The 20,853-nt window shown below is 44.9% G+C and carries 26 protein-coding genes; 17 read left to right on the top strand and 9 right to left on the bottom strand.

Annotation, left to right across the window (positions count from 1 at the left end):
* Positions 1 to 69 precede the first annotated feature (69 nt).
* Entirely contained in the window at positions 70 to 534 is a 465-nt protein-coding gene (locus AC2A4J_RS03280; RefSeq protein WP_255827824.1) for a GNAT family N-acetyltransferase, read from the bottom strand.
* A 147-nt stretch (positions 535 to 681) separates the two neighbouring features.
* Between AC2A4J_RS03280 and AC2A4J_RS03275 the strand changes: the two genes are divergently transcribed.
* On the top strand, positions 682 to 1,422 hold the full coding sequence (locus AC2A4J_RS03275; RefSeq protein WP_484174907.1) for an ElyC/SanA/YdcF family protein: 741 nt from the start codon (positions 682 to 684) through the stop codon (positions 1,420 to 1,422).
* Between the two features lie 3 nt (positions 1,423 to 1,425).
* The gene (locus AC2A4J_RS03270; protein ID WP_255827822.1) at positions 1,426 to 1,620 is read left to right on the top strand and encodes a hypothetical protein; all 195 of its coding nucleotides are present in this window, start codon (positions 1,426 to 1,428) and stop codon (positions 1,618 to 1,620) included.
* Between the two features lie 10 nt (positions 1,621 to 1,630).
* Here the strand turns inward: AC2A4J_RS03270 and AC2A4J_RS03265 are convergent, their stop codons facing one another.
* From AC2A4J_RS03265 to AC2A4J_RS03250, 4 genes are all read right to left on the bottom strand, one after another.
* Complete coding sequence (locus AC2A4J_RS03265; protein WP_255827821.1) at positions 1,631 to 1,933, bottom strand: helix-turn-helix domain-containing protein; 303 nt, start codon at positions 1,931 to 1,933, stop codon at positions 1,631 to 1,633.
* Between the two features lie 134 nt (positions 1,934 to 2,067).
* Complete coding sequence (locus AC2A4J_RS03260; RefSeq protein ID WP_484174906.1) at positions 2,068 to 2,730, bottom strand: anthranilate synthase component II; 663 nt, start codon at positions 2,728 to 2,730, stop codon at positions 2,068 to 2,070.
* A 7-nt stretch (positions 2,731 to 2,737) separates the two neighbouring features.
* A complete protein-coding gene (locus AC2A4J_RS03255) occupies positions 2,738 to 4,153 on the bottom strand; it encodes an anthranilate synthase component I family protein (RefSeq protein ID WP_484174905.1) in 1,416 nt (471 codons plus the stop codon).
* A complete protein-coding gene (locus AC2A4J_RS03250) occupies positions 4,150 to 4,380 on the bottom strand; it encodes a Trp family transcriptional regulator (protein ID WP_484174904.1) in 231 nt (76 codons plus the stop codon). The genes AC2A4J_RS03255 and AC2A4J_RS03250 overlap by 4 nt, the downstream gene beginning before the upstream one ends.
* A gap of 134 nt (positions 4,381 to 4,514) precedes the next feature.
* Between AC2A4J_RS03250 and AC2A4J_RS03245 the strand changes: the two genes are divergently transcribed.
* A complete protein-coding gene (locus AC2A4J_RS03245) occupies positions 4,515 to 4,802 on the top strand; it encodes a helix-turn-helix domain-containing protein (protein WP_484174903.1) in 288 nt (95 codons plus the stop codon).
* A gap of 15 nt (positions 4,803 to 4,817) precedes the next feature.
* Positions 4,818 to 5,030 carry a hypothetical protein gene (locus AC2A4J_RS03240; RefSeq protein ID WP_484174902.1) on the top strand — a complete coding sequence of 71 codons (213 nt, stop codon included), beginning with the start codon at positions 4,818 to 4,820 and terminating at the stop codon, positions 5,028 to 5,030.
* A 1-nt stretch (position 5,031) separates the two neighbouring features.
* Here AC2A4J_RS03240 and fabA read toward each other — a convergent pair whose 3' ends face one another.
* Complete coding sequence (fabA, locus tag AC2A4J_RS03235) at positions 5,032 to 5,523, bottom strand: bifunctional 3-hydroxydecanoyl-ACP dehydratase/trans-2-decenoyl-ACP isomerase (RefSeq protein WP_484174901.1); 492 nt, start codon at positions 5,521 to 5,523, stop codon at positions 5,032 to 5,034.
* Positions 5,524 to 5,571: 48 nt separating this feature from the next.
* A complete protein-coding gene (locus AC2A4J_RS03230) occupies positions 5,572 to 6,390 on the bottom strand; it encodes an AraC family transcriptional regulator (protein ID WP_484174900.1) in 819 nt (272 codons plus the stop codon).
* A 241-nt stretch (positions 6,391 to 6,631) separates the two neighbouring features.
* Here AC2A4J_RS03230 and AC2A4J_RS03225 point away from each other — a divergent pair, with 241 nt between their 5' ends.
* The 11 genes from AC2A4J_RS03225 (at position 6,632) to AC2A4J_RS03175 (ending at position 15,374) form a co-directional block, all read left to right on the top strand.
* On the top strand, positions 6,632 to 6,964 hold the full coding sequence (locus AC2A4J_RS03225; RefSeq protein WP_484174899.1) for a type II toxin-antitoxin system RelE/ParE family toxin: 333 nt from the start codon (positions 6,632 to 6,634) through the stop codon (positions 6,962 to 6,964).
* A gap of 1 nt (position 6,965) precedes the next feature.
* Positions 6,966 to 7,250 carry a NadS family protein gene (nadS, locus tag AC2A4J_RS03220; RefSeq protein WP_484174898.1) on the top strand — a complete coding sequence of 95 codons (285 nt, stop codon included), beginning with the start codon at positions 6,966 to 6,968 and terminating at the stop codon, positions 7,248 to 7,250.
* Between the two features lies 1 nt (position 7,251).
* Positions 7,252 to 7,539: an antibiotic biosynthesis monooxygenase family protein gene (locus AC2A4J_RS03215; protein WP_484174897.1), complete on the top strand. Its 288-nt coding sequence runs from the start codon at positions 7,252 to 7,254 to the stop codon at positions 7,537 to 7,539.
* A 395-nt stretch (positions 7,540 to 7,934) separates the two neighbouring features.
* Entirely contained in the window at positions 7,935 to 8,246 is a 312-nt protein-coding gene (locus tag AC2A4J_RS03210; RefSeq protein ID WP_484174896.1) for a cupin domain-containing protein, read from the top strand.
* Between the two features lie 114 nt (positions 8,247 to 8,360).
* Complete coding sequence (cysP, locus tag AC2A4J_RS03205) at positions 8,361 to 9,374, top strand: thiosulfate ABC transporter substrate-binding protein CysP (protein WP_484174895.1); 1,014 nt, start codon at positions 8,361 to 8,363, stop codon at positions 9,372 to 9,374.
* A 116-nt stretch (positions 9,375 to 9,490) separates the two neighbouring features.
* Positions 9,491 to 10,351: a sulfate/thiosulfate ABC transporter permease CysT gene (gene cysT / locus AC2A4J_RS03200; RefSeq protein ID WP_255827812.1), complete on the top strand. Its 861-nt coding sequence runs from the start codon at positions 9,491 to 9,493 to the stop codon at positions 10,349 to 10,351.
* 9 nt (positions 10,352 to 10,360) lie between these two features.
* Positions 10,361 to 11,242 carry a sulfate ABC transporter permease subunit CysW gene (gene cysW / locus AC2A4J_RS03195; protein WP_484174894.1) on the top strand — a complete coding sequence of 294 codons (882 nt, stop codon included), beginning with the start codon at positions 10,361 to 10,363 and terminating at the stop codon, positions 11,240 to 11,242.
* Positions 11,239 to 12,360 (top strand): sulfate/molybdate ABC transporter ATP-binding protein, encoded by a 1,122-nt coding sequence (locus AC2A4J_RS03190; RefSeq protein WP_484174893.1) that lies wholly within the window; start codon positions 11,239 to 11,241, stop codon positions 12,358 to 12,360. Before cysW ends, AC2A4J_RS03190 begins: the two co-directional genes overlap by 4 nt.
* Positions 12,361 to 12,578: 218 nt before the next feature.
* On the top strand, positions 12,579 to 13,559 hold the full coding sequence (locus AC2A4J_RS03185) for a TRAP transporter substrate-binding protein (protein WP_484174892.1): 981 nt from the start codon (positions 12,579 to 12,581) through the stop codon (positions 13,557 to 13,559).
* Positions 13,556 to 14,068 (top strand): TRAP transporter small permease, encoded by a 513-nt coding sequence (locus AC2A4J_RS03180; RefSeq protein ID WP_484174891.1) that lies wholly within the window; start codon positions 13,556 to 13,558, stop codon positions 14,066 to 14,068. The genes AC2A4J_RS03185 and AC2A4J_RS03180 overlap by 4 nt, the downstream gene beginning before the upstream one ends.
* Position 14,069: 1 nt before the next feature.
* The gene (locus AC2A4J_RS03175) at positions 14,070 to 15,374 is read left to right on the top strand and encodes a TRAP transporter large permease (protein WP_484174890.1); all 1,305 of its coding nucleotides are present in this window, start codon (positions 14,070 to 14,072) and stop codon (positions 15,372 to 15,374) included.
* Positions 15,375 to 15,424: 50 nt separating this feature from the next.
* On the opposite strand, the gene AC2A4J_RS03170 is transcribed toward AC2A4J_RS03175, so the two are convergent.
* Positions 15,425 to 16,348: a histone deacetylase family protein gene (locus AC2A4J_RS03170; RefSeq protein WP_484174889.1), complete on the bottom strand. Its 924-nt coding sequence runs from the start codon at positions 16,346 to 16,348 to the stop codon at positions 15,425 to 15,427.
* A 166-nt stretch (positions 16,349 to 16,514) separates the two neighbouring features.
* On the opposite strand from AC2A4J_RS03170, the gene AC2A4J_RS03165 reads away from it, so the two are divergent.
* Complete coding sequence (locus AC2A4J_RS03165) at positions 16,515 to 18,908, top strand: bifunctional acetate--CoA ligase family protein/GNAT family N-acetyltransferase (protein WP_484174888.1); 2,394 nt, start codon at positions 16,515 to 16,517, stop codon at positions 18,906 to 18,908.
* A 154-nt stretch (positions 18,909 to 19,062) separates the two neighbouring features.
* Here the strand turns inward: AC2A4J_RS03165 and AC2A4J_RS03160 are convergent, their stop codons facing one another.
* Positions 19,063 to 19,446, bottom strand: coding sequence for a septal ring lytic transglycosylase RlpA family protein (locus AC2A4J_RS03160; protein WP_484174887.1), 384 nt, complete (start codon positions 19,444 to 19,446; stop codon positions 19,063 to 19,065).
* Between the two features lie 290 nt (positions 19,447 to 19,736).
* Here AC2A4J_RS03160 and AC2A4J_RS03155 point away from each other — a divergent pair, with 290 nt between their 5' ends.
* Positions 19,737 to 20,816, top strand: a complete 1,080-nt coding sequence (locus AC2A4J_RS03155) for an AbrB family transcriptional regulator (protein WP_484174886.1) — start codon at positions 19,737 to 19,739, stop codon at positions 20,814 to 20,816.
* The last annotated feature ends 37 nt before the right edge of the window (positions 20,817 to 20,853 follow it).

The following is a 20,853-nucleotide window of genomic DNA, read 5'->3' as shown; positions in this document are numbered from 1 at the left end:
CTCTATCAATCCATAGCCGACAGCAAAGATCAATGTTTAACCTCGTAAAAAAACAGACCAAGACACAAGTTACAAATCACATCCTAAAAAGTGCGTCCCCGGAATGGGGTTGTAACTTACCGGATCACAAGGCTCAAAACCCAAACGAACATACAAACGTCTTGCGGTGTCAAAATCCGCCAAGACATCCAAACACATACGTTGATAACCATTTTTCTTCGCACAAGACATTAGTGCAATGACTAGCTTCTCGCCTAATTGATGGCCGCGTTCTGTTGGGCGAACATAGACTCGCTTCATTTCACAAACAGCAGCATCAACTCGACGAAAGGCGCCACAGCCAACCACTTTATTATCTTTCCAGATAAGTAACACCACGCCATTGGGAAGCGAGTATTTACCATCCAGAGCAACAAACTCTTGCTCATTCAATTGGTAGTCCAAGCTTACTGGTGCCGACGAAATATACTCACGAAAGATAGCTAACACACAATCATTGTCTTGTGGAAAATCGGCAGGGCGAATGGAAAACATACCGTGTCCTTACGTTAAAAACCTGATTTGCAAAATAATACCGACAAAACACAGTAGAAAACAAAACTTAATAGATTTCTTTAAGGCAAAACCATACTCCTTTATCATCTCAGCATTCTAAAACGACATGATTAAAGAGATAGCTCCGTGGGCATTGTTCTTTTTTACCTCAAGAAAACCATCGGCATGATGCTTATGCCAATTCCTCTCACTTTGCTGGCTATGTGCCTCGCGTTCTTGCTGATGAGAAAATGGCCTAAAGTCGCCAAGTTTTTCTTGTTATGCGGCATCTTAATGTTGGGATTAACCAGCTGGAACCCTGTTGCTAATAAACTCATTGCAACGGTAGAACACGACTATTCTGTATTTGATATTGAGCAACCCGTGGATGTGGTTATCGTGCTTGGCAGTGGCCACAAAGATTTAAGTAATACCCCGACAGTAATGGCGCTAGGCAACAGTGCCCTATTCCGCCTAGAAGAAGGTTTGCGCATCCTAAAAGCCAATCCAAATGCCCAGTTATTTGTTTCCGGTTATTCGGGTGAAATGACCGAAGCGCACGCAAAAGTCATGCGCAGAGCAGCCATAGAACTAGGCGTACAACCCAATAGAATTAGAGCCTTCCCTCTTGCCAAAGACACAGAAGAGGAAGCCAACAGCATGAAACCCTACCTAGAAGGAAAACGAGCCGCGCTAGTCACCGAAGCGTCACATCTAAAACGTGCGTCTATCTTCTTCGAAAAAGCCGGCATCAACATTATTCCCGCACCGGCTCTGTATTTAGGGTCCGAAAAAAGCGACTGGCAAATCGACGCCACGGCCAACTACAAAAGCCAACGCGCTTTTTACGAATGGCTCGGACGCACTTGGCAATGGATTAAGGAGTAAGCAATGGCATCTAAAATGACATTTGAAGCGGATAAGAGAGATGACCTAATATCTCACGATACTTGGTTGATACAGCAAATAAACGCCGCTTTCGATCGCATGGAAAACGGCCTTGCTGTATTTGTGTCAAACGAAGAAGCCAACGCTCAGATGGAAGATTTTAAGGCAAAAGTTCGTGCTAGGAATAAGAACTTATAGTTACACTGCCTTATAAATTAAACCCATAATGGCTGCCATCTGGCAATTCAACATCCACGGTTAATTTGCCACCAGCGCCTTCAACATAGCGCTTCAAAGTAGATAATTTGACATCTCGACCTTTGCGCTCCATACCTGCAATCGTTGGCTGCTTCACACCTAGCGTGTTTGCCATATCTTCTTGAGTGATTTGCATACGTTCACGCAACTGGGCGAGATGAATGCCAAGCACCATATCTTCCGCCTTTTTACGGGCATTTTTTTCTATTTCAGGCTTCTGATCTGAAATTAACTTATCAAGCGTTCTAGCCATTACTCACCTCGACTTTATAAGTTAGCCATTTTAATAAATTATAGCCTTAAGACTATAATTTAAACAAAAAAAACAGCACCCATCACTGAGCACTGCTTTTCTATTACTTCAAGAGTCGAGTCTTTTCGAACCCATCAAACCTGAAACAAGAAATTTTTGATCAGGTCTTTTCCACCTTCTGTCGCGAAGGATTCTGGATGAAATTGAATGCCTTGAATCGGGTATTTTTTATGACGAACGCCCATCAGTTCGAACTTGCCGCCTTTGTGGATTGTTGCGATATCGTTGAAGTCGGCTTCTTTTAAATCCCCCACCGAGGCGGTGACTTCCAATACGTCAGGGAAACTTTCTGCTTCGGCGATTAATGAGTGATAACGCATGACTTCTAGTTGATCTGGAATGTCATGAAAAATACCTTCGCCGTTGTGGGTAATCGGGCTGGTTTTACCATGCATTGGTAATGGCGCTTTCACTACCTTGCCACCGAACACATGACAAATGCCCTGCATGCCCAAGCAAACGCCCATTAATGGAATGGTTTTGCCGAATTCCAGAATCACGTCCGCACACACACCAAAATAAGTCTTGTCGTCTGGGGAACCTGGCCCTGGGGAAATGATAATACGATCTGGCGCGGCGGCGCGAATGTCATCCAACGTCACTTCATCATTACGTTTAACGATCACCTCAAACGCGTCAATTTCACCACGGCTTTTTTCGGTTTCTAATACTTCACCAATAAACTGATACAGGTTGTAAGTGAAGGAATCGTAGTTGTCGATAATATAAACTTTCATGCTTCCCTTACTCCTGATTCACTTTTGGCGCGAAACTGTCTAGCACACGTTTGGTGCCAGCAAATTTACGTTGGATTTCTTCGTATTCGTCTTCGGCATTGGAGTCATACACATTGCCGCCACAGGTTTGCACATAGGCTTTATTGCCTTTGGCAAACACAGTACGAATTGGAATCGCAAACATACAATCGCCATTAAAAGAGAACTGACCCACCGCGCCGCCGTAAGGACCACGACCATCGTTTTCCAAATCATCGATGATCTTCATCGCTTCGATTTTTGGCGCGCCCGTCAAAGTTCCCGCAGGAAAGTTGCTCGCCAAGGCAGAGAACATATCGTGCTCTTCCGCCATGATGCCGACAATTTCGCTAGAAATGTGCTGAACGTGACTGAAACGTTTAATGTCCATCAAACTGCGCACTTTTACCGTACCGAAACGCGCCACACGGCCAATGTCGTTACGATGCAGATCGACAATCATATTGTGCTCGGCAATTTCCTTTGGATCATTCAACAAAGCACGAGCAAACGCCGTATCTTCAGCGGCGTCTTTACCGCGCTTCGCCGTGCCTGCTAATGGGAAGGTTTCCATTTCCCCTTGGCGCACGCGGAACAACAACTCTGGGCTAGCACCAATGACTTTTTGCTCAGCAAACTTGATGTAATACATTTGCGGCGATGGGTTCACTTCACGCAATTGCTCGTACAAGTTAATCGTGTCACCTTCCATATCGAACCACTTTTTGAAGCCCACTTCGCACTGGAAAATCTTACCTTCGATGATGTCTTGCTTCACCTTGGCAACCGCATCCGCGTGATCGGTTTTGCTCATGGACTCGCCTGCTGGCGTGACCACAAATGGACCGTTTTCTGGGGTTGGTTCCGCCATCATGGCGTTCACCAAATCCACACGATTTCCTGTGGAGTTATCGTCGTAGTAGAAGTAGAAAACTTCGCCTGTCATCTTGTCTAGAATCAGACCATCTTTGTATAAACCAAAACGGAAGGCATCGAACATCTCGCTCGATTGCAGATCCAAGGTCGGCTCGAAATAGTTCATGCTGTCGTAACCGATATAACCCGTTAAACCACCAGCAAAACCGCGCGACAAAATGTTCTGCGGCACAATATCGCGTAGCAAGTAATAAGGATTGTCGGATTCGAAAGATTCCGTGTTTCCGTCACGTTCCTGGATAAACAGCTGCTTGCCTTCGGCCCAGATCAATTTCTCAGGATCAAAACCAATAATCGAATGGCGGGAAATGAAGCTCTCTTCACCAAGGGATTCCAACATAAAACAGTTTTCAAAACGCTTCTCGACCTTCTTGAACAAGTCAAAAAAATCACAAGCAGAACTGATAGTGACGTACTTAGGCTTACGCGGCAGCGTGATGCGCTGCGGTTTTTTATTGTATGAACTCATATCTCTTTTAATTCCTTCAATGCTCGGGAACCACGGGTCACAGTGGCAATACCCACACCCAATTGTTTCGCAATGTCTCGCTGCGGCACACCTTGCTCCAACAGAGAGAAAATTTGCAATCTATGTTGCATCTCGTTGATTTCATTCGGAGTTAGCAAGGCTTTTAAGCGCTTCTCCAACACCGCGTCATCACCGGCTTCGGTTAAAAACTTGACCAAGTCCTTCATAGGATTCGACTCTCACAAGGAGGTTTGTATTCATGTACTAGTACAATAATGCGTTTTGTTTTTTTAAGCAACTGCATAGAGTGATAAAAATTAAAATGGAGGTTATCATTTAAGATAACAAGAGAGGGGAATTGATGAGCATACAACACTTAAAACAACAGGCATTGGCCAATACAGAGGTTCGTGCAGAATATGATCAGTTTGAAAATGAGTTCGCGTTTATCGATCAATTGCTTTCTATGCGCGCCCAAGCGGGATTAACCCAAGAACAACTCGCAAAACGTATGCATACTCAGAAAAGCAACATCAGCAGATTAGAACGCGGCAACGCCAACCCCAGCTGGACGACATTATTAAAATACGCCCATGCATGTGGATTTGAGCTCAACTTAACGCCGCAAAAAATGTCGCATGATGCTTAAAAAAACTTATCAAATTTGACAAAAGACACACCTGCATTATTAAAAATGAACTTCTATGAAGACTTAAAAGAATCGCTAGAACAAGCTGTCGCCATCCACAATGAACAACAACTTGCTAAGGAAGTAAAAATAGCACAGCAACAATTTACTGAAGGCAAAAGCATTTCAAACCAAGAGGCACGAGAAAAAGTGATTCGAAACGTCATTACAAAATGCCAGCGCACTTAACCTAGTTTTTAATTAACCCAACCTTCAAACCCGTTGCCTCGTAGATCACCTCACCATTTAGTAAAACAAAGCCATCAGCAATGCCCATTCCCAGAGGCTGTTTAATAATGCGCTTGATGTGCACTTGGTATTCAATGCCTTTCGCATTAGGATAAATCTGTCCAGTAAAGCGAACTTTCCCAACACCCAAAGCACGACCTTTTCCAGGTAAGCCAGACCACCCCAAAAACACCCCTAATAATTGCCAAAGTGCATCTAGTCCTAAACATCCGGGCATAACTGGATCACCTTTAAAATGACAGGCAAAAAACCAGTGGTCCGGCTGAATTGCCAAACTCGCTTTTAATAGGCCCTTATTGAATTTACCTCCAGTGGCATCAATGTGTGAAATTTCATCTATCATCAGCATTTGATCACTGGGTAATTGCGCGTTTCCCTCTCCAAAGAAACGCCCTTTTGACATAGCAATAATATCGGAGTTAGAAAATGTCATATTCACCTCATACTTTTCACAATCTGTTTTAGTGAGTATGGGCTTGGCTTAAGAGCGAGGATTGTAAAAATTGGACATGAATTGCTGGGAAATAGGAGAAAGCAACTTTACATCGTGCAGGGCTATGGCTTTCAGTATATGTGACTGATCATAAAAACCGAGATCCAACCCATGATTCAGATAGGAACCAGCATCTTGATAACACCGTTTTAGAAAATGGTTGATACGAACAGTCTGAGCAAACGCTTTGCTAGTAGTGCCCGTATGCAATAAAAATTGCCGATTCAAATGACGGTGACTCCAACCTACTTTGCTCGATAATTGCGCCATACTGATATCACCATGCTCTCTATAGAGAATGTTAAGAGCGTGTTTCAATTTATCAGGGAAAGATATCGATTGAGTATGCTTTATCAGCATTTTTTCGCAATACTTAACTCGATCATTAAAAGACGCTTTCTCATACAAGTTTTCTTGTAAGGATGAGAAAACGTTGTTTTCTAAAAAATCCATTTCTGTCAATTGGTTAGTAGCTTCTGAAACATCCACATTAAAGAAACTCCGTAACTTTCCGGGTTGAAACCAAATACCAAAATAGGGCCCTCCAGCGTTTAGAGGTATATCTAAAATAGAGGATTGAGTACCTCCGAATGATTCAGAGCAGATAGAGAAAAAAAGCATGTTGGTGCCATCAGGCACAATTGGGTACATAGTAGAAAAGCGAGTATTCACTTCAACAAAAGCATAAACATCATCTGATAATGCCAAGCCAGGTTTATGAATTTTTACACTCAACCCTAATTGCTCTTGTCCCGTATGCGTCAACGTCGGCTGAAAAGGTTGGTAAAGTGTCTGATATGCTTCCAACGAAGTTCCTATGACTACAGCTATTCAATACTTAAGATAAATCAAACCATAAAAAGACAATCTAAGACAAACCTAAAATAGCCTTTTAGGCATCAACTATGCTTTCAAAACCACCATAAATAAAGCAACGCACTTGAGCGTCCACTTTTGAGAAAAAGCAACATGTACGATTTTTATACTTGTCCAGACAAGACAAAAGAGTACAATGTACACCAAACCATAACAAAAGGATTTGTTGTCTATGGATCATGCGATTGAGTTTATCGAAACTCATTTATTCACCAAACAAATAAAGACTATCGCCACTGACGATGAATTAAGACAGCTACAATATGAGTTAATCGCGCAGCCTAAAAAAGGCGATTTGATTCAAGACACTGGCGGTCTCCGCAAAGTCAGAATGGCCATAGGAAATCAAGGCAAGAGCGGCAGCACAAGAGTTGTCTACTTCTTAGCAACTAAAGAAATTATCTACTTAATCATGGCTTATCCTAAAAGTGCAAAAGATAGCCTAACTAATACAGAGAAAGCTGAATTGAAAAAGCTAACAAAGCTATTGAAGAACGAGGTTTAACATGAGTATTTTTGATGAATTAAAATCTTCTTTAGAAGAAGCCGTAGAAATCCACCAAGGCCGTAAAGAAGCTTCTCGTATTACTCGCTTTGAGATTGCTGACGTGAAGTCTATTCGTGATAGCCTGCAAGTATCTCAGGCGGAATTTGCGAAAGCGCTAGGCACCAGCGTAGATACGATTAAAAGCTGGGAAAGCAGACGTCGTAACCCAACAGGTTTGGCGGCTAAAGTACTAGCAACCATTCAAGACAACCCAAGTTTCTATAAAGAATTGTCGGTACATTAAAATGATCATAAGATTTTTCCGCGTTGAGATTTACCCTAAATATCGAGAAGAGTTTGAAGCTAAGTTCCGCAGTTTATCTGTCGGGGCCCTTGAGACTCAAGAAGGCTGTGAGTCTATTGGAATTGGTTTTCCTGTTGAATCAAATCCCAATGAGTACTCAATGATTTCCAAATGGCAGAGTAAAGACAAGCTAATCGAGTTCTTAGGAGAAGACTGGCATAAAGCCTATATTCCAGATGGTATGGAGCATTACGCCAAGCAATATGCCGTGCATCATTATGAGATCTAAGAAGACCTCTCGGTTATATTTACCCTCAGTTTAGAATATTGTACTGAACAAAAATGTGCTCCCTTTTCTACCAAGATTAGGAATAGAAGCCTGTAATAGCCTAGGTTATTCTGTAGACAAATCCTTACTTTCTCTCAGCGCATCGGAAAGAAAAGCAAAGAAAGAAGAAATCTTAGAAAAATATTCCACTTCAACAAACTAGCAAGTAGATCGCTTTAAAAACGATCTCCAATCAACATTATGATCAATCCTCTAACCATTCCAACACTTTGCCGTATCTGGCCCGTATTTTGACTTTTATTACTGACATTTTGACCTAAGCGATGCTACTGCCTTGTCTTCACTGCAATGACATTCTAACTTCGTGTTGTCTCTATCATTTAGGAATAAAAACAATGACATTCATCAAAGCCAAAGACTTCACCGCCGACCGTGCTTGGGGCGCGCTGGACATTGCCAATATGAACGGCGTGACGACGCGTTTACATTGGACGGATCAACCTTATAAATGGCACATCAATGATGGTGAAGAAGTGTTTGTGGTGTTAGACGGCGAGGTGAATATGCACTATCGAGTCGATGGAAAAGATCTTGTTCAATTGATGTCTGTCGGCGATATTTTCTACGCGGCAGTTGGTACTGAGCATGTCGCACATCCAGTTGGTGAGGCGCGCATTTTGGTGATTGAAAAAGAAGGCAGTGTGTAATGAAAAACGCCTTATCTATATTCCAAAAAAGTTTATTTATAGACATTGTAATAACCAAATCTTTTAAGTAACCTCTCACTTAATGAAATATTAAGCTTCCCAGATGAGGTCACTATGAAATCTAAGCCACGCTTTTTAAAATCTATTATTAGTACATTGTTATTGAGCGGAGCCGTTCAAGCGTCGGCTGCGGATCAAACAATTCTTAACACGTCTTACGATATCGCTCGTGAGTTGTTTGCCACTTACAACCCAACGTTTGAAAAACATTGGTTAGAGAAAACGGGCAAAACCATCGAGATCAAACAGTCTCACGCAGGTTCTTCAAAACAAGCCAATGCGATTATGAACGGCTTGTCAGCAGACGTCGTTACTTTTAACCAAGTCACTGACGTTCAAGTTTTGCATGACAAAGGCAAAATGATCCCAGCAGATTGGAAAAATGAATTCCCAAATGCCAGCTCGCCTTATTATTCAACGATTGCCTTCCTAGTTCGTAAAGGCAATCCGAAAAATATCAAAAGCTGGGGCGATCTAGCCGGTAACAATGTGGCATTGGTATTTCCAAATCCAAAAACCTCTGGCAATGGTCGTTACACTTTCCTAGCCGCTTACGGGTATGCACAAAATACCTTTGGTAAAGACAATGAAACCAAGGTCGACGATTTTCTAGGTACTTTCCTGAAAAACGTGTCTGTGTTTGATACCGGCGGCCGTGGCGCAACAACGACTTTCGTTGAGCGTGGCATTGGTGATGTGTTGATCACCTTCGAATCAGAAGTAAACAACATTCGTAACCAATACGGTGCAGACAAGTACGAAGTGGTTGTACCAAAAACCTCTATCTTGGCGGAATTCCCAGTCGCTGTAGTGGAAAAAAATGCGAAGAAAAACGGCACAGAAGAAGTGTCTCGTGAATACCTAAGCTACTTATACAGCGAAGAGTCTCAGCGTTTATTAGCGGGTTTCAACTACCGCGTACACAACGACGTAGTGAAAAAAGAATTTGCTGACAAGTTTCCTGAAGTGAATTTGTTAACCGTCGAAAATATTGCTGGCGGCTGGCCACAAGCGACTAAAGAATTATTCGCAAATGGTGGTAAACTAGACAAACTTCAGCGCCGCTAATATCTAAATAGATAACAACTAGCCGGATACGCTTGCGTCTCCGGCTTTTCTGTCTCTAAAGCGACTAGCGTCTTTATTATTGAACTTCTTTCATTAAGACCCTAATAGGCAAATACATGGCAACACATCTAAGCGCGACCGAGACACGGCCTCGCCACAAGCGAGTCTTGCCCGGACTCAGTTTGAGTTTGGGCACGTCTCTACTGTTTATCAGCTTGATTCTATTACTTCCAATGAGCGGGCTGGTTATGCAATCGGTCGATATGGGCTGGGAAAGATATTGGCAAGTTATCAGTGACGAACGCGTAGTTGCCAGTTACAAAGTAACCCTGTGGGCGGCATTAATCGCCTCTGTTTTTAATGGTTTTTTTGGCCTTCTACTCGCTTGGGTATTGGTGCGTTATGACTTCCCCGGACGCCGTATTCTGGACGCCTTGGTGGATTTACCTTTTGCCTTGCCAACGGCCGTTGCCGGTATCACCTTGGCGACCTTATATGCGCAAAACGGTTGGTATGGTGAAATCCTTGAAAGCCTAGGGCTAAAAGTGGCTTACACGCCTTGGGGCATTGTACTTGCTATGGCGTTTACCAGTATTCCCTTCGTGGTTCGAACCGTTCAACCAGTATTGGAAGAACTGTCTCCAGAAGAGGAAGAAGCAGGAATGACCTTAGGTGCTTCCGATTGGTCGGTATTTCGTCGGGTTATTTTCCCCGCCTTATGGCCAGCTTTGATGACGGGCATTGCCTTGTCTTTCACTCGTAGCTTAGGCGAATTTGGCGCGGTGATCTTTATCGCGGGCAACATGCCTTACGTCAGCGAGATTACGTCTTTGATGATCTTCGTTAGCTTACAAGAGTTCGATTTCCCTGCCGCCAGCGCCATTGCCTCGGTTGTGTTGATGGCGTCGCTAGTCCTCTTGTTCGCCATTAACATTTGGCAGGCACGTTATTTACGTCGTCTTCACGGACGCAGTTAGGAAGCTTATATGTCATCGTCTAAACACTCATCAAACCAACTTAGAGTCGGCGACAGCCCATTGGTGAAATGGTTACTCATTGGTCTCACGCTGTTTTTGACCGCGATTTTGTTAGTCGTGCCGCTGATTGCCATCTTCCAACAAGCCTTTGTGGAAGGCGCAGCGCACTACTTCAACAGTTTGATTGAAGCTGATACCTTGCACGCCATTGGTTTGACTTTGGTAGTTGCGGCGTTAACCGTGCCTATCAACTTGGTCTTCGGCGTTATGCTCGCATGGGCGGTAACCCGATTTGAATTCCCTGGCCGCAAAATCCTAATGACCTTAATGGATATCCCTTTTGCGGTGTCGCCTGTGGTAGCTGGTCTACTTTATCTATTGTTGTACGGCAATAACGGTTGGATTGGTTCTTGGCTTTATGATCAAGACATCCAATTGATGTTCGCTTGGCCGGGCATTGTCATGGTCACCGTGTTTGTGACTTGTCCGTTTGTGGCCCGTGAATTGATCCCGCTGATGCAACAACAAGGTCGAGAAGACGAAGAAGCCGCGGTGATTCTGGGTGCTTCTGGCTGGCAATTGTTCCGTCTAGTGACCTTGCCCAATATCAAATGGGCGCTGATTTATGGTGTGATTTTGACCAACGCGCGAGCGGTTGGGGAATTCGGCGCTGTTTCTGTGGTGTCTGGCAATATTCGCGGTGAAACCAACACTCTACCATTACAGGTACAAGCCCAATATGAGGATTATCAAGCCGCTGCCGCGTTTGCCAGCGCCTCACTATTGGCGATGATTGCCCTACTTACCTTGTTGCTGAAAGCTTTCATCGAATGGCGTCAGGAACGTAGTTTAAAAATTGAAGCTGAAAAAGAAAGACAGGTGACACAATGAGCATTTTGATTGAAAACATCTCCAAACACTTTGGGCATTTTCAAGCCTTGTCACCTTTGTCATTGGACATCAACGAAGGCGAAATGATTGGCTTGCTTGGACCATCCGGTTCTGGAAAAACCACTTTATTGCGTATTATTGCTGGATTAGAAGGCGCAGACACTGGCCGCATTCAGTTTGGTGACAGAGACGTAACCAACTTACATGTGCGAGATCGTCGCGTGGGATTTGTGTTCCAAAACTACGCCTTGTTCCGTCATATGACAGTGGCGGATAACGTCGCCTTTGGCTTAGAAGTCTTGCCTCGTAAAGAGCGCCCAAGCCCAACCGAAATCAAAAACCGCGTGATGCATTTACTGGAAATGGTACAGCTTGATCATCTTGCCAATCGTTTTCCGTCTCAGCTTTCTGGCGGTCAAAAACAACGTATTGCCTTGGCACGTGCCTTGGCAACACAACCGGAAGTTTTGCTGCTAGACGAACCTTTTGGCGCCTTGGATGCCAAGGTTCGTAAAGAGCTACGCCGCTGGTTGCGCGGATTGCACGATGAGTTAGGTTTCACCAGTGTGTTTGTGACCCATGACCAAGAAGAGGCCTTGGAGCTCTCTGATCGCGTTGTCGTCATGAGTAACGGACACATTGAACAAATCGACCAACCCGGTGCGCTTTACGCGTCGCCAAATAGCCGATTTGTGTTCGATTTCCTTGGTAACGCCAATGTCTTCGAAGGCAAGGTCGACAACGGCAAATGGCAAAATCAGCAAGCCAATATCGTTCTGCCAAATGGTGCAGAACAGAAAGACGGCCAACTGTATATTCGCTCTCATGAATTCTTTGTATCAAAAGAAGCAACAGCTCAAGCCAACTTGCCTTTGCGCGTCATTGCCATCAACCCAATTGGGGCCGAAGTTCGCCTAGAACTGACTCCAATAGATTGGCAAAGCAACGACGTCTGGGAAATCGACCTGCCTCACAAAGCATTCGATAAAAACTGCTTCGAAAAAGGCCAGACCTTATACGTCACACCAAAAGCAGGTTACTTCTTCGCCCATGACGCACAACAACCTGTGCTATTGAATTGGGAAACGGAGAAAATACAAGTCACTGAGCAAGCCTAATAAAAGACAACCTAAGAACGGCATTCAGAGTGCCGTTCTTCTTTTTTTCTGCCCTGCAATGATACGTTTGTTCATCCTATGGACTGAATAAGTGCAAAGAAAGTCCCGCCAAAATACTCCAGTCGTTTTCCGTCATCCTTTCGCCGCAATAAGTAACATAAGTAAGAGACAAGCGGTCTAGAGTCAATGAACACCAACCTTATAAAGGAAAAAGTAATATGCGTTACTTTAGTCTATTGGCCGCTTCCATCGCCTTATCTCAAGCTCCATTCGCATTATCCGCCGCTAAATTCGATTTCTCAAATGAGTACAACGCGACGTCGATTCATGCTGAAGGGGACAAATATTTTATCGATCAAGTGACTAGACTAAGCAAAGGTGACGTGGATATTACGCTTCACACTGGTGGATCTTTAGGTTTTAAATCCGCTGACAATTTTTACGCTGTTGCCGATAACGCTATTCAAATTGCAGACACATTGGCTGGCAGCATGGCGGGTATAAACCCAATTTTCCTACTTTCGTCTTTGCCTTTCATCGTTGAAAATGAAGACCAAGCAGAACTGCTTTATAAAATAGCCAAGCCTTATTACCAAAAAGTCTTCGCCCAAAATGGACAAATTTTACTTTACGCTTCCCCTTGGCCTGCCAGCGGCATTTGGTCTCAAAAACCCGTTACTTCAAAAGCAGAGCTCGCTAACTTAAAAATCCGTACTTATGATAAAAATGGCACATTAACACTACGCGAAGCAGGCGCGGAACCGATTAAGTTATCTTGGGGTGACGTGGTTCCTCAACTGTCCACAGGTGGAATAAAGGCGGTTCTTACTTCCGCTGACGCAGGTGCAAGTGGTAAGTTTTGGGAACATCTTGATAACTACAGCGCCATTCAATACGCCATTCCTCTGAACATGGTTCATATGAACAAAGATGCGTTTGATGATTTATCCACTGATGAGCAAAGTGCCATTTTGAAAGCGGCCGCGTTAACAGACGAACATAACTGGAAAACAGTAAGAACGCGCGTAGCAGACAACTACAAAGAACTTTCTGCGAACAGCGTTACCATTCACCAAGATCTTTCAAAAGACTTTATTAGTTGGTTACAAGAATCGGCAAAACCATCATTGAAAGAATGGTTAGAAGACACCGGTAAATCTGGTAACGACATCATGGCGGATTTTGAGAAAAACAAATGATCATCCGCTCTTTAGCTATATTATCCAGACGGCTGAACCAGCTGTCTGGTGCCTTGGCAATGTTGCTTATCGCGTATCTTCTGTGCCACATCTTGTTAGAAATTGTCTTACGCTTTTTCGGTACATCAACGTATGTTCTAGATGAGTTCGTTGGTTACGCAATCGCAACGATTACTTTTCTGGGATTAGGCTACAGCTTAGAAAGAAACGGACTCATTAAGGTCAATATTTTAAGCGACCGACTCCCTGAAAAGTACCATTGGATATTAGATACGTTTATCTCTCTGGTTTCTTTTGCCATGTTTTTTTGGGTGTCATGTTATTGGTACATCAATGTATCCCGAAGCTTTAAGCGCAATATCACCAGCGAGTCTATAGCAGAAACACCTTTATGGATCCCTGAAGGCATGGTGCTCGTAGGCTTAGGTCTTTTGTGTTTGACACTCTTTGTAAGAATACTCGTCCTCATATCTACACGCCACGTTCCTCACATCGAGATCAATAAATAAGATGGAAATTGTATTATCAGCCGTTGGCGTTATCGCCCTAATTCTCATGGTTCTCGGGCTTGGTGTTTGGGTATTCTCAGGCCTAGCCATCGTTGCCTTGCTGTCTCTCATTGTCATTGGCGATGTCAGCATGGATCGCGCTGGCGCCATACTCAGCCGCATTCTTTTTCGATCCGCCAATTCTTGGGAATTATCTGCCATCCCGCTCTTTATTCTGATGGGCGAGCTTATCTTTCGATCCAATATTTCGGATCGATTGTTTCGAGGTTTAGAGCCTTGGACGAAAAAAATTCCTGGCGGCATACTGCACACAAATGTGTTTGGCTGCGCACTCTTTGCAGCGGTAAGTGGATCAAGCGCTGCCACCACGGCAACCGTCGGCAAAATCACCACGACAGAGTTGAAAAAGCGTGGTTATGACAGAAGTTTGTCCATCGGATCTTTGGCTGGTGCTGGCAGTTTAGGGCTGCTAATTCCACCGTCTCTTGTGATGATCGTTTATGGAATCCAGTCAGAAGTTTCAATCAGCAAACTTTTTATGGCGGGAGTTTTACCAGGTATTTTAATTGCGACGCTTTATTCTGGCTACATAGTGATCAGAGCCTTATTAAACCCTTCGCTATGCCCACCTGAAAAGTCTGACACTGCAGGGAAATTAGAAAGCATCTTCCTCCTGTTGCCCGTTATTTCTCTGATTGTCATTGTTATGGGAGCTATTTACTCTGGTATAGCAACACCATCAGAAGCCGCAGCCGTAGGTGTATTTGCGACACTTGTTATTCTAGTAAAAGAACGCCAGTTATCTTTTAAAATGATACAAGAAGCCATGATTGCCACCTTGTTGAGTTCAACCATGGTTTGCAGCATATTGGTCTCTGCTGCGCTTTTGTCCACGGCAATGGGATTTCTTCATCTACCGTCCGAACTCGCCAGCTATATCGCTAGCTTGAATCTTTCACCTAGCTTATTGCTGTTAGCGTTGGCGGTATTTTACGTTATATTAGGTTTATTCTTAGATGGCATATCCATTACCGTGATGAGCTTACCTATCACTCTGCCGATTGTTATTTTGGCAGGATTCGATCCAATCTGGTTCGGTATTTTTCTTGTTATTCTGATAGAGCTTGGGCAAATTACCCCGCCAGTTGGTTTTAACCTGTTTGTCTTGCAAGGTCTAACCGGTGAAAAGATAGGACAAGTCGCAAAATCCGCTTTCCCTTTCTTTATTTTGATGTGTGTTGCGGCCTTTATTCTCTGTCTATTCCCAGAAATTGCATTATGGCTGCCTAATGCCCTGTCGAAGTAGATCCATGAGACTTTAAATACCTAGCCCTACATTATAGGGCTAGGTTAGTGTCAAATTTTCATCAAACTACGAATATGACAAAACGCGGCGCGGCCTAGTGCGTCTATGTTGTAGCCGCCTTCTAAGACAGACACAATTTTCCCATCACAATGGCGATCCGCTACGTCCATCAACAGATCGGTAATCCAAGTGAAGTCTGACTCGCTCAGTCTAAGTTGTCCCATAGGGTCTTCTTTGTGAGCATCAAACCCTGCTGAAATCATAATCAACTGAGGCTTGAAGGCTTCCAGTGCAGGCAAGAGCTGCTCGGAAATAATGGTTTGAAAGGCTTCACTTCCAGAACCCGCTTCTAACGGCATATGAAGAATATTATCGTGAGAAGCACCCGGATCGCTGTAGGGGTAAAATGGATGTTGGTAGCTGGACGCATAAAGTACTTTGGAATCGGATTTGAAAATATCTTCTGTGCCGTTGCCGTGATGAACGTCAAAATCCACAATTGCCACGCGCTCTAAACCATATTGTTCAATGGCATAACGAGTTCCAACGGCGATATTATTGAACAAGCAAAACCCCATGGCTTTGTCGACTTCCGCATGATGGCCTGGCGGACGAATGGCGCAAAACGCATTATCCATCTCCCCAGTCATGACAAGATCCACCGCCTTAATCACCGAACCTGCAGCGTACAAGGCCGCATCCAAGGTATGCGGCATCATCAAGGTTTCTGGCTCTAGCTCCACATGGCCTTCTTCTGGCGCGCGCGCAAAAATAGAATCCACGTAGGCTTCATCATGGGCAAGGAGAACCTGCTCTCGCGTCGCGGGATCGGATTCCATTCGACGTAGAAAATCCATCAACTGCCCCATGATCAAACGATTCTGAATCGCACCAAGGCGCAGCGGAGACTCTGGGTGATCGTCTCCCATATCGTGCTTGTCGCAATAAGTGTGTGTGATATAAGCCGTTGTCATTAGGTATCTATCTCTACATTATTATTTTTCTGTATCTGCTATAACCGTGCCTTGTATCAAACCACAAACACAGCAAAACAATCTATCCTACCATGGTCTATCATGGCGACAGACGAAGACTGTGCTACTGTCATAAGATGTACATTGAGTTTATGGAGAAGATCAGGTGAGCCAACACGCATTACAATCTCTACTCGCCCCTAAGTCTATGGTGGTTCTCACCGGAGACGATGCGAACGATCCGCTTATGTTGGCATTATTAAGCTCGTTAACGATGGCTCAGAAATCTTGTCCTGTGTCTTTAGCGGGGATTCAACCCGCTATAACAGTCTCCTTTCCATTGGTAGCAAACTTAACAGAATTAACCACCCGCCCAGACATCGCCGTATTAGTTGGCACCCACAACACTCAATCAATGGAAGATATTATCGCTGACTGTGGCGCAGCGGGCATTGGCTCTTTGCTGATGTTGTCGTGGACGGGAGACAGCCAAGAATCCCTAGTTGAAGCGCTGCGCAAACACAATGTGCGCTTACTTGGACCCAACAGCTTTGGGATTTGTCGCCCAAAACAAGGCGTGTTTGCTTGGCTTGGCTTAACGCAACCGCTAACGGGCCGTTTAGCCTTAATGTCACAATCTGGTACGGTCGCAAGCGCCCTTGTGGACTGGGCAACTTGGCAAGGCATTGGCTTTTCGCAAGTGGTTTCCATGGGATCACCTGTTGATGTAATGCCGTCGCAAGTCTTGGATTACTTATCCAATGATTTCGACAGTCAGGCGATTTTAATGTATCTGCAAAAAATTGGTCGCCCAACGCGCTTCCTCAGCAGTCTACGATCCACAGGACGTAGCAAGCCGGTTGCCGTTGTGACAGAACACTCTATTGGCGCCGATGAACGTGTGCTCGACGCGGCACTGAGCCGAACCGGTGCGGTACGTGGTCGACGCTTGAATGATTTGATCGCTGCGGCTTCGGTCATGACCAACGCCCGTCGGGTAAAAGATGGCTCGTTGTTAATTATTGGGAACGGTGCAGGACCAGGCGAGTTAGCCGCACAACGAGCCACAGAGCTGGGGATTGATTTGCTTACTCCAGCTGGCGAGTTGCACAACAAACTGGAATCCACCATGGCAGGCCGAGGTGGCATTGGCCCAGTGACAACCGTTTGGGCAAGTTGTGCAACGGATCTATTCATCGACCTCGCCGCCGATGCGCTAAGCAGTGCAGATTGTGGGGCTGTATTATTAACACTCAGCCCAACCGCTCTCATCGATATCGACTCTTTGTACGATCTCATCATCAAGTTACATCGCACTCAGAAAAAGCTCGTGATGGTCTGTTTGCTCGGCGGTGGCAATATGACCAACATGCGCACACGCATTAATGAAGCGGGTATTCCAACTTTTCGAACCCCAGAAACCGCCGTTGAAGGCTTTCAGTTCTTGGTGCAATTCCAGCGCAACCAATTACTCGCCAAGCAGTCGCCAGACAGTCATGCGTTCCGCTTTAAGATCGATGTCTCAGAAGCTACTAACAAACTTAACCTACTTTACAAACAAGGGGATAAAGCGCCTCATGCCGACTCGTTACGAGATATTTTTGAGCTGTTTCATATTCGCTTAATTACTCGTCGTCAGTCGTCAAATCAGTTGTCTGCTCCTGTTCATTTACGCGTCTTTCAAGATGCCGTATTTGGCCCAGCTATTGGTTTATCTTTGGAAGGCGCTCAGCAACATAAGCAAGCGGAAGCCGTTGCCTTGCCGCCGCTGAATACCATTTTGGCAAAAGACTTAATACAACGAGCGTTTCCCGGCGAAGAATCTTTTGAATTAGAAAGTCTGCTGCGCAATTTATCCACCATGGTGTGTGAATTACCTGAAATTGAAAGCCTAGAAATGGCCGATGTGAGGCTTCACGACAGTGGCAGTGTTTACGCGGATGTCACTGCAAACCTTCGCCTTTGTAAAAACTGGCGGCGCTATGAGCATCTCGCCATTCACCCCTACCCAAGACAATGGGTATCGGAACGAGTACTAAAAAATGACGAGATCGCCACCGTTCGACCTGTTTTACCAAGAGATTCTGGCATCTTAGCGGATTTTGTCCGCAGCATGTCCCACGAGACTCGCTACTTTCGCTTTATATCCAATATCGAAGAATTAACACCACGCATGCTCGCCAGTCTTTCCCACATCGACTATGACCGCGAAATGGCGCTGCTTGCCGTGATTCAACGGGATGGTCAAGATTTACTCATCGGTACCGCACGCTATATCGACAACTTCGACGATCAAAGTTGTGAGTTTGCCGTGGTACTTGGGGATGAGTTCCAAGGGTTAGGATTGGCATCCTACCTTATGCGCCGACTGATGCAAGTCGCCGCAGACAAGGGAATTCGAGTAATGAAAGGGATCGTCTTGGCCGAAAACAAACGCATGATCGAATTCTGCCGTCATTTAGGCTTTTCTATTCAACGCGACCCAGACGATTTCGGTCAAATGGAGGCGAGTATTAAACTGACGCCGAGCTTGCTTGAAAAGTGTCGAGGTGCTTCCTAACTGTGAAATGAAACCGAGACCTTTTTCACAATGTCACGAGCGAAGTCAAGACAAGGCAAAAATAGACGAGAAGGCGGAGTTTATGGGTTATAAATGAGCAATTCGAGTCTATTTTTAACATAGTATTGGCAAGCACAGTAGTTGTGCAAAGGTCTCAACGCAGCACTTCAATCTCAACTTCTATTACACCATCGCGAGTGTTTCCGATTCGTTGGAAGGCGGATTTACTCAGGTCAATAATCCGACCACTAACAAACGGCCCACGGTCATTGACTCGCACTACGACGCTTTTGCCATTGTCGACATTGGTAACTTTGACTTTAGAACCAAAAGGCAGACGTTTATGAGCTGCGGTCATGGCTTTTTGATCAAACAATTCCCCACTGGCGGTTTTCCGGCCTTGGTATTTCATGGCGTAATAACTGGCTCCGCCACTTTCTCCGAACCCGACTGAATCTGAACGACTGATTGGGCCACTCGCGCAAGCGGTTAAAACGAGAGAAGAGATGACCCAACATAAGATGCTAATTGTTCGCATGGTTTTTTCTTTTCCTTTAAGCGGCTTTTTCAGTTGCTGTGCTTTTAACCTCCATAGTAACAGATAGACTTGTCTAACAAACTCAGCCTAACGAAACATTAGTCAGCGTCTTGTCAGTTTTTTGGCGTATCTTGCTAAGCTTTACCTTAATGCTCACGACAATTGCCAACATGACAATGCACCAACATAAGTTACGAGCATGCTTAACATCACCAGAGACGCCAATAATGCCCGCTCATTTAAGGTATGCTTTGCGCCATTAAACCCACTGCTTTTTTCGAAAGATAGACATGACTTCTCGTTTTTTTTTGCTTTGTAAAACCCCTTCTCGTTGGCCTACAACTTGGCGATTATCCGTCTTATTAGCCGTGTCTTTTGTTTTGGTGGTGTGCTTTGAATACGCAAACTTACCCGCCGCACTCTTGCTTGGCCCTATGATCACAGCCATCACTTTGGCGGTTAGCGGAGCAGGTATGACAATGCCCAAGCCACTGTTTTTAATGGCTCAAGGCATTTTGGGCATGATGATAGCGAACAGCCTTCCACTCACCGTATTTACGAAGATTTCTATGGAATGGCCGCTGTTTCTAATCGGTACTGTATCGACCATTGTAGCTTCTAGCTTTTTAGGTTGGTTACTTAGTCGTAGCGGTTTACTACCTGGCACCACAGCCATTTGGGGATCGTCTCCTGGTGCCGCCTCGGCAATGACCATTATGTCCGAATCCTATGGGGCGGATATGCGATTGGTTGCCTTCATGCAATATTTGCGTGTGGCGTGTTGTGCTATCGCGGCGACCGTTGTTGCAGCGGTATTTCATGTTGATGGTGTTACTGCTGAATCGATTGACTGGCTCGGCGTGCCTTCATGGTCAGGTTTTGTTATCACGCTTTGCGTCATCATTGTAGTGAGCATTATTGGCATAAAACTGCGTTTACCAAGCGGGCCTTTGCTGCTTTCTCTCGCGATAGGGTTGGTGATCAAGTTTACCGGTGTTTTACCTATCATTCTGCCCCATTGGTGCTTAGCAATCAGCTTTGCCATATTAGGTTGGGGCATTGGTTTTCGCTTCACTCGGCAAGTATTACAACATGCTTGGCATGTCTTCCCACACGTGTTAGGCGCGATTCTAGCGCTTATTGCCATTAACGCTTGCTTAGCCATGCTGTTGATTACTTTTGCTGATATCGACCCGCTCACAGCGTTTCTCGCCACAAGTCCTGGTGGTGCTGACTCTGTTGCCATTATTGCCGCATCGACCAGTGCAGATGTGTCTTTTGTCATGGCCATGCAGGTGGCGAGGTTTCTGCTGGTGCTGATTGCTGGGCCAATGCTGGCGCGTTGGCTTTCAAGAAACCAAGACGCCTAAACGAAAAAACCACCCGAAGGTGGTTTTGTAAGCTAAC

This window comes from Marinomonas sp. ATLA20, from assembly GCF_057180105.1.
This window is presented reverse-complemented; position numbering and strand designations above follow the sequence as displayed.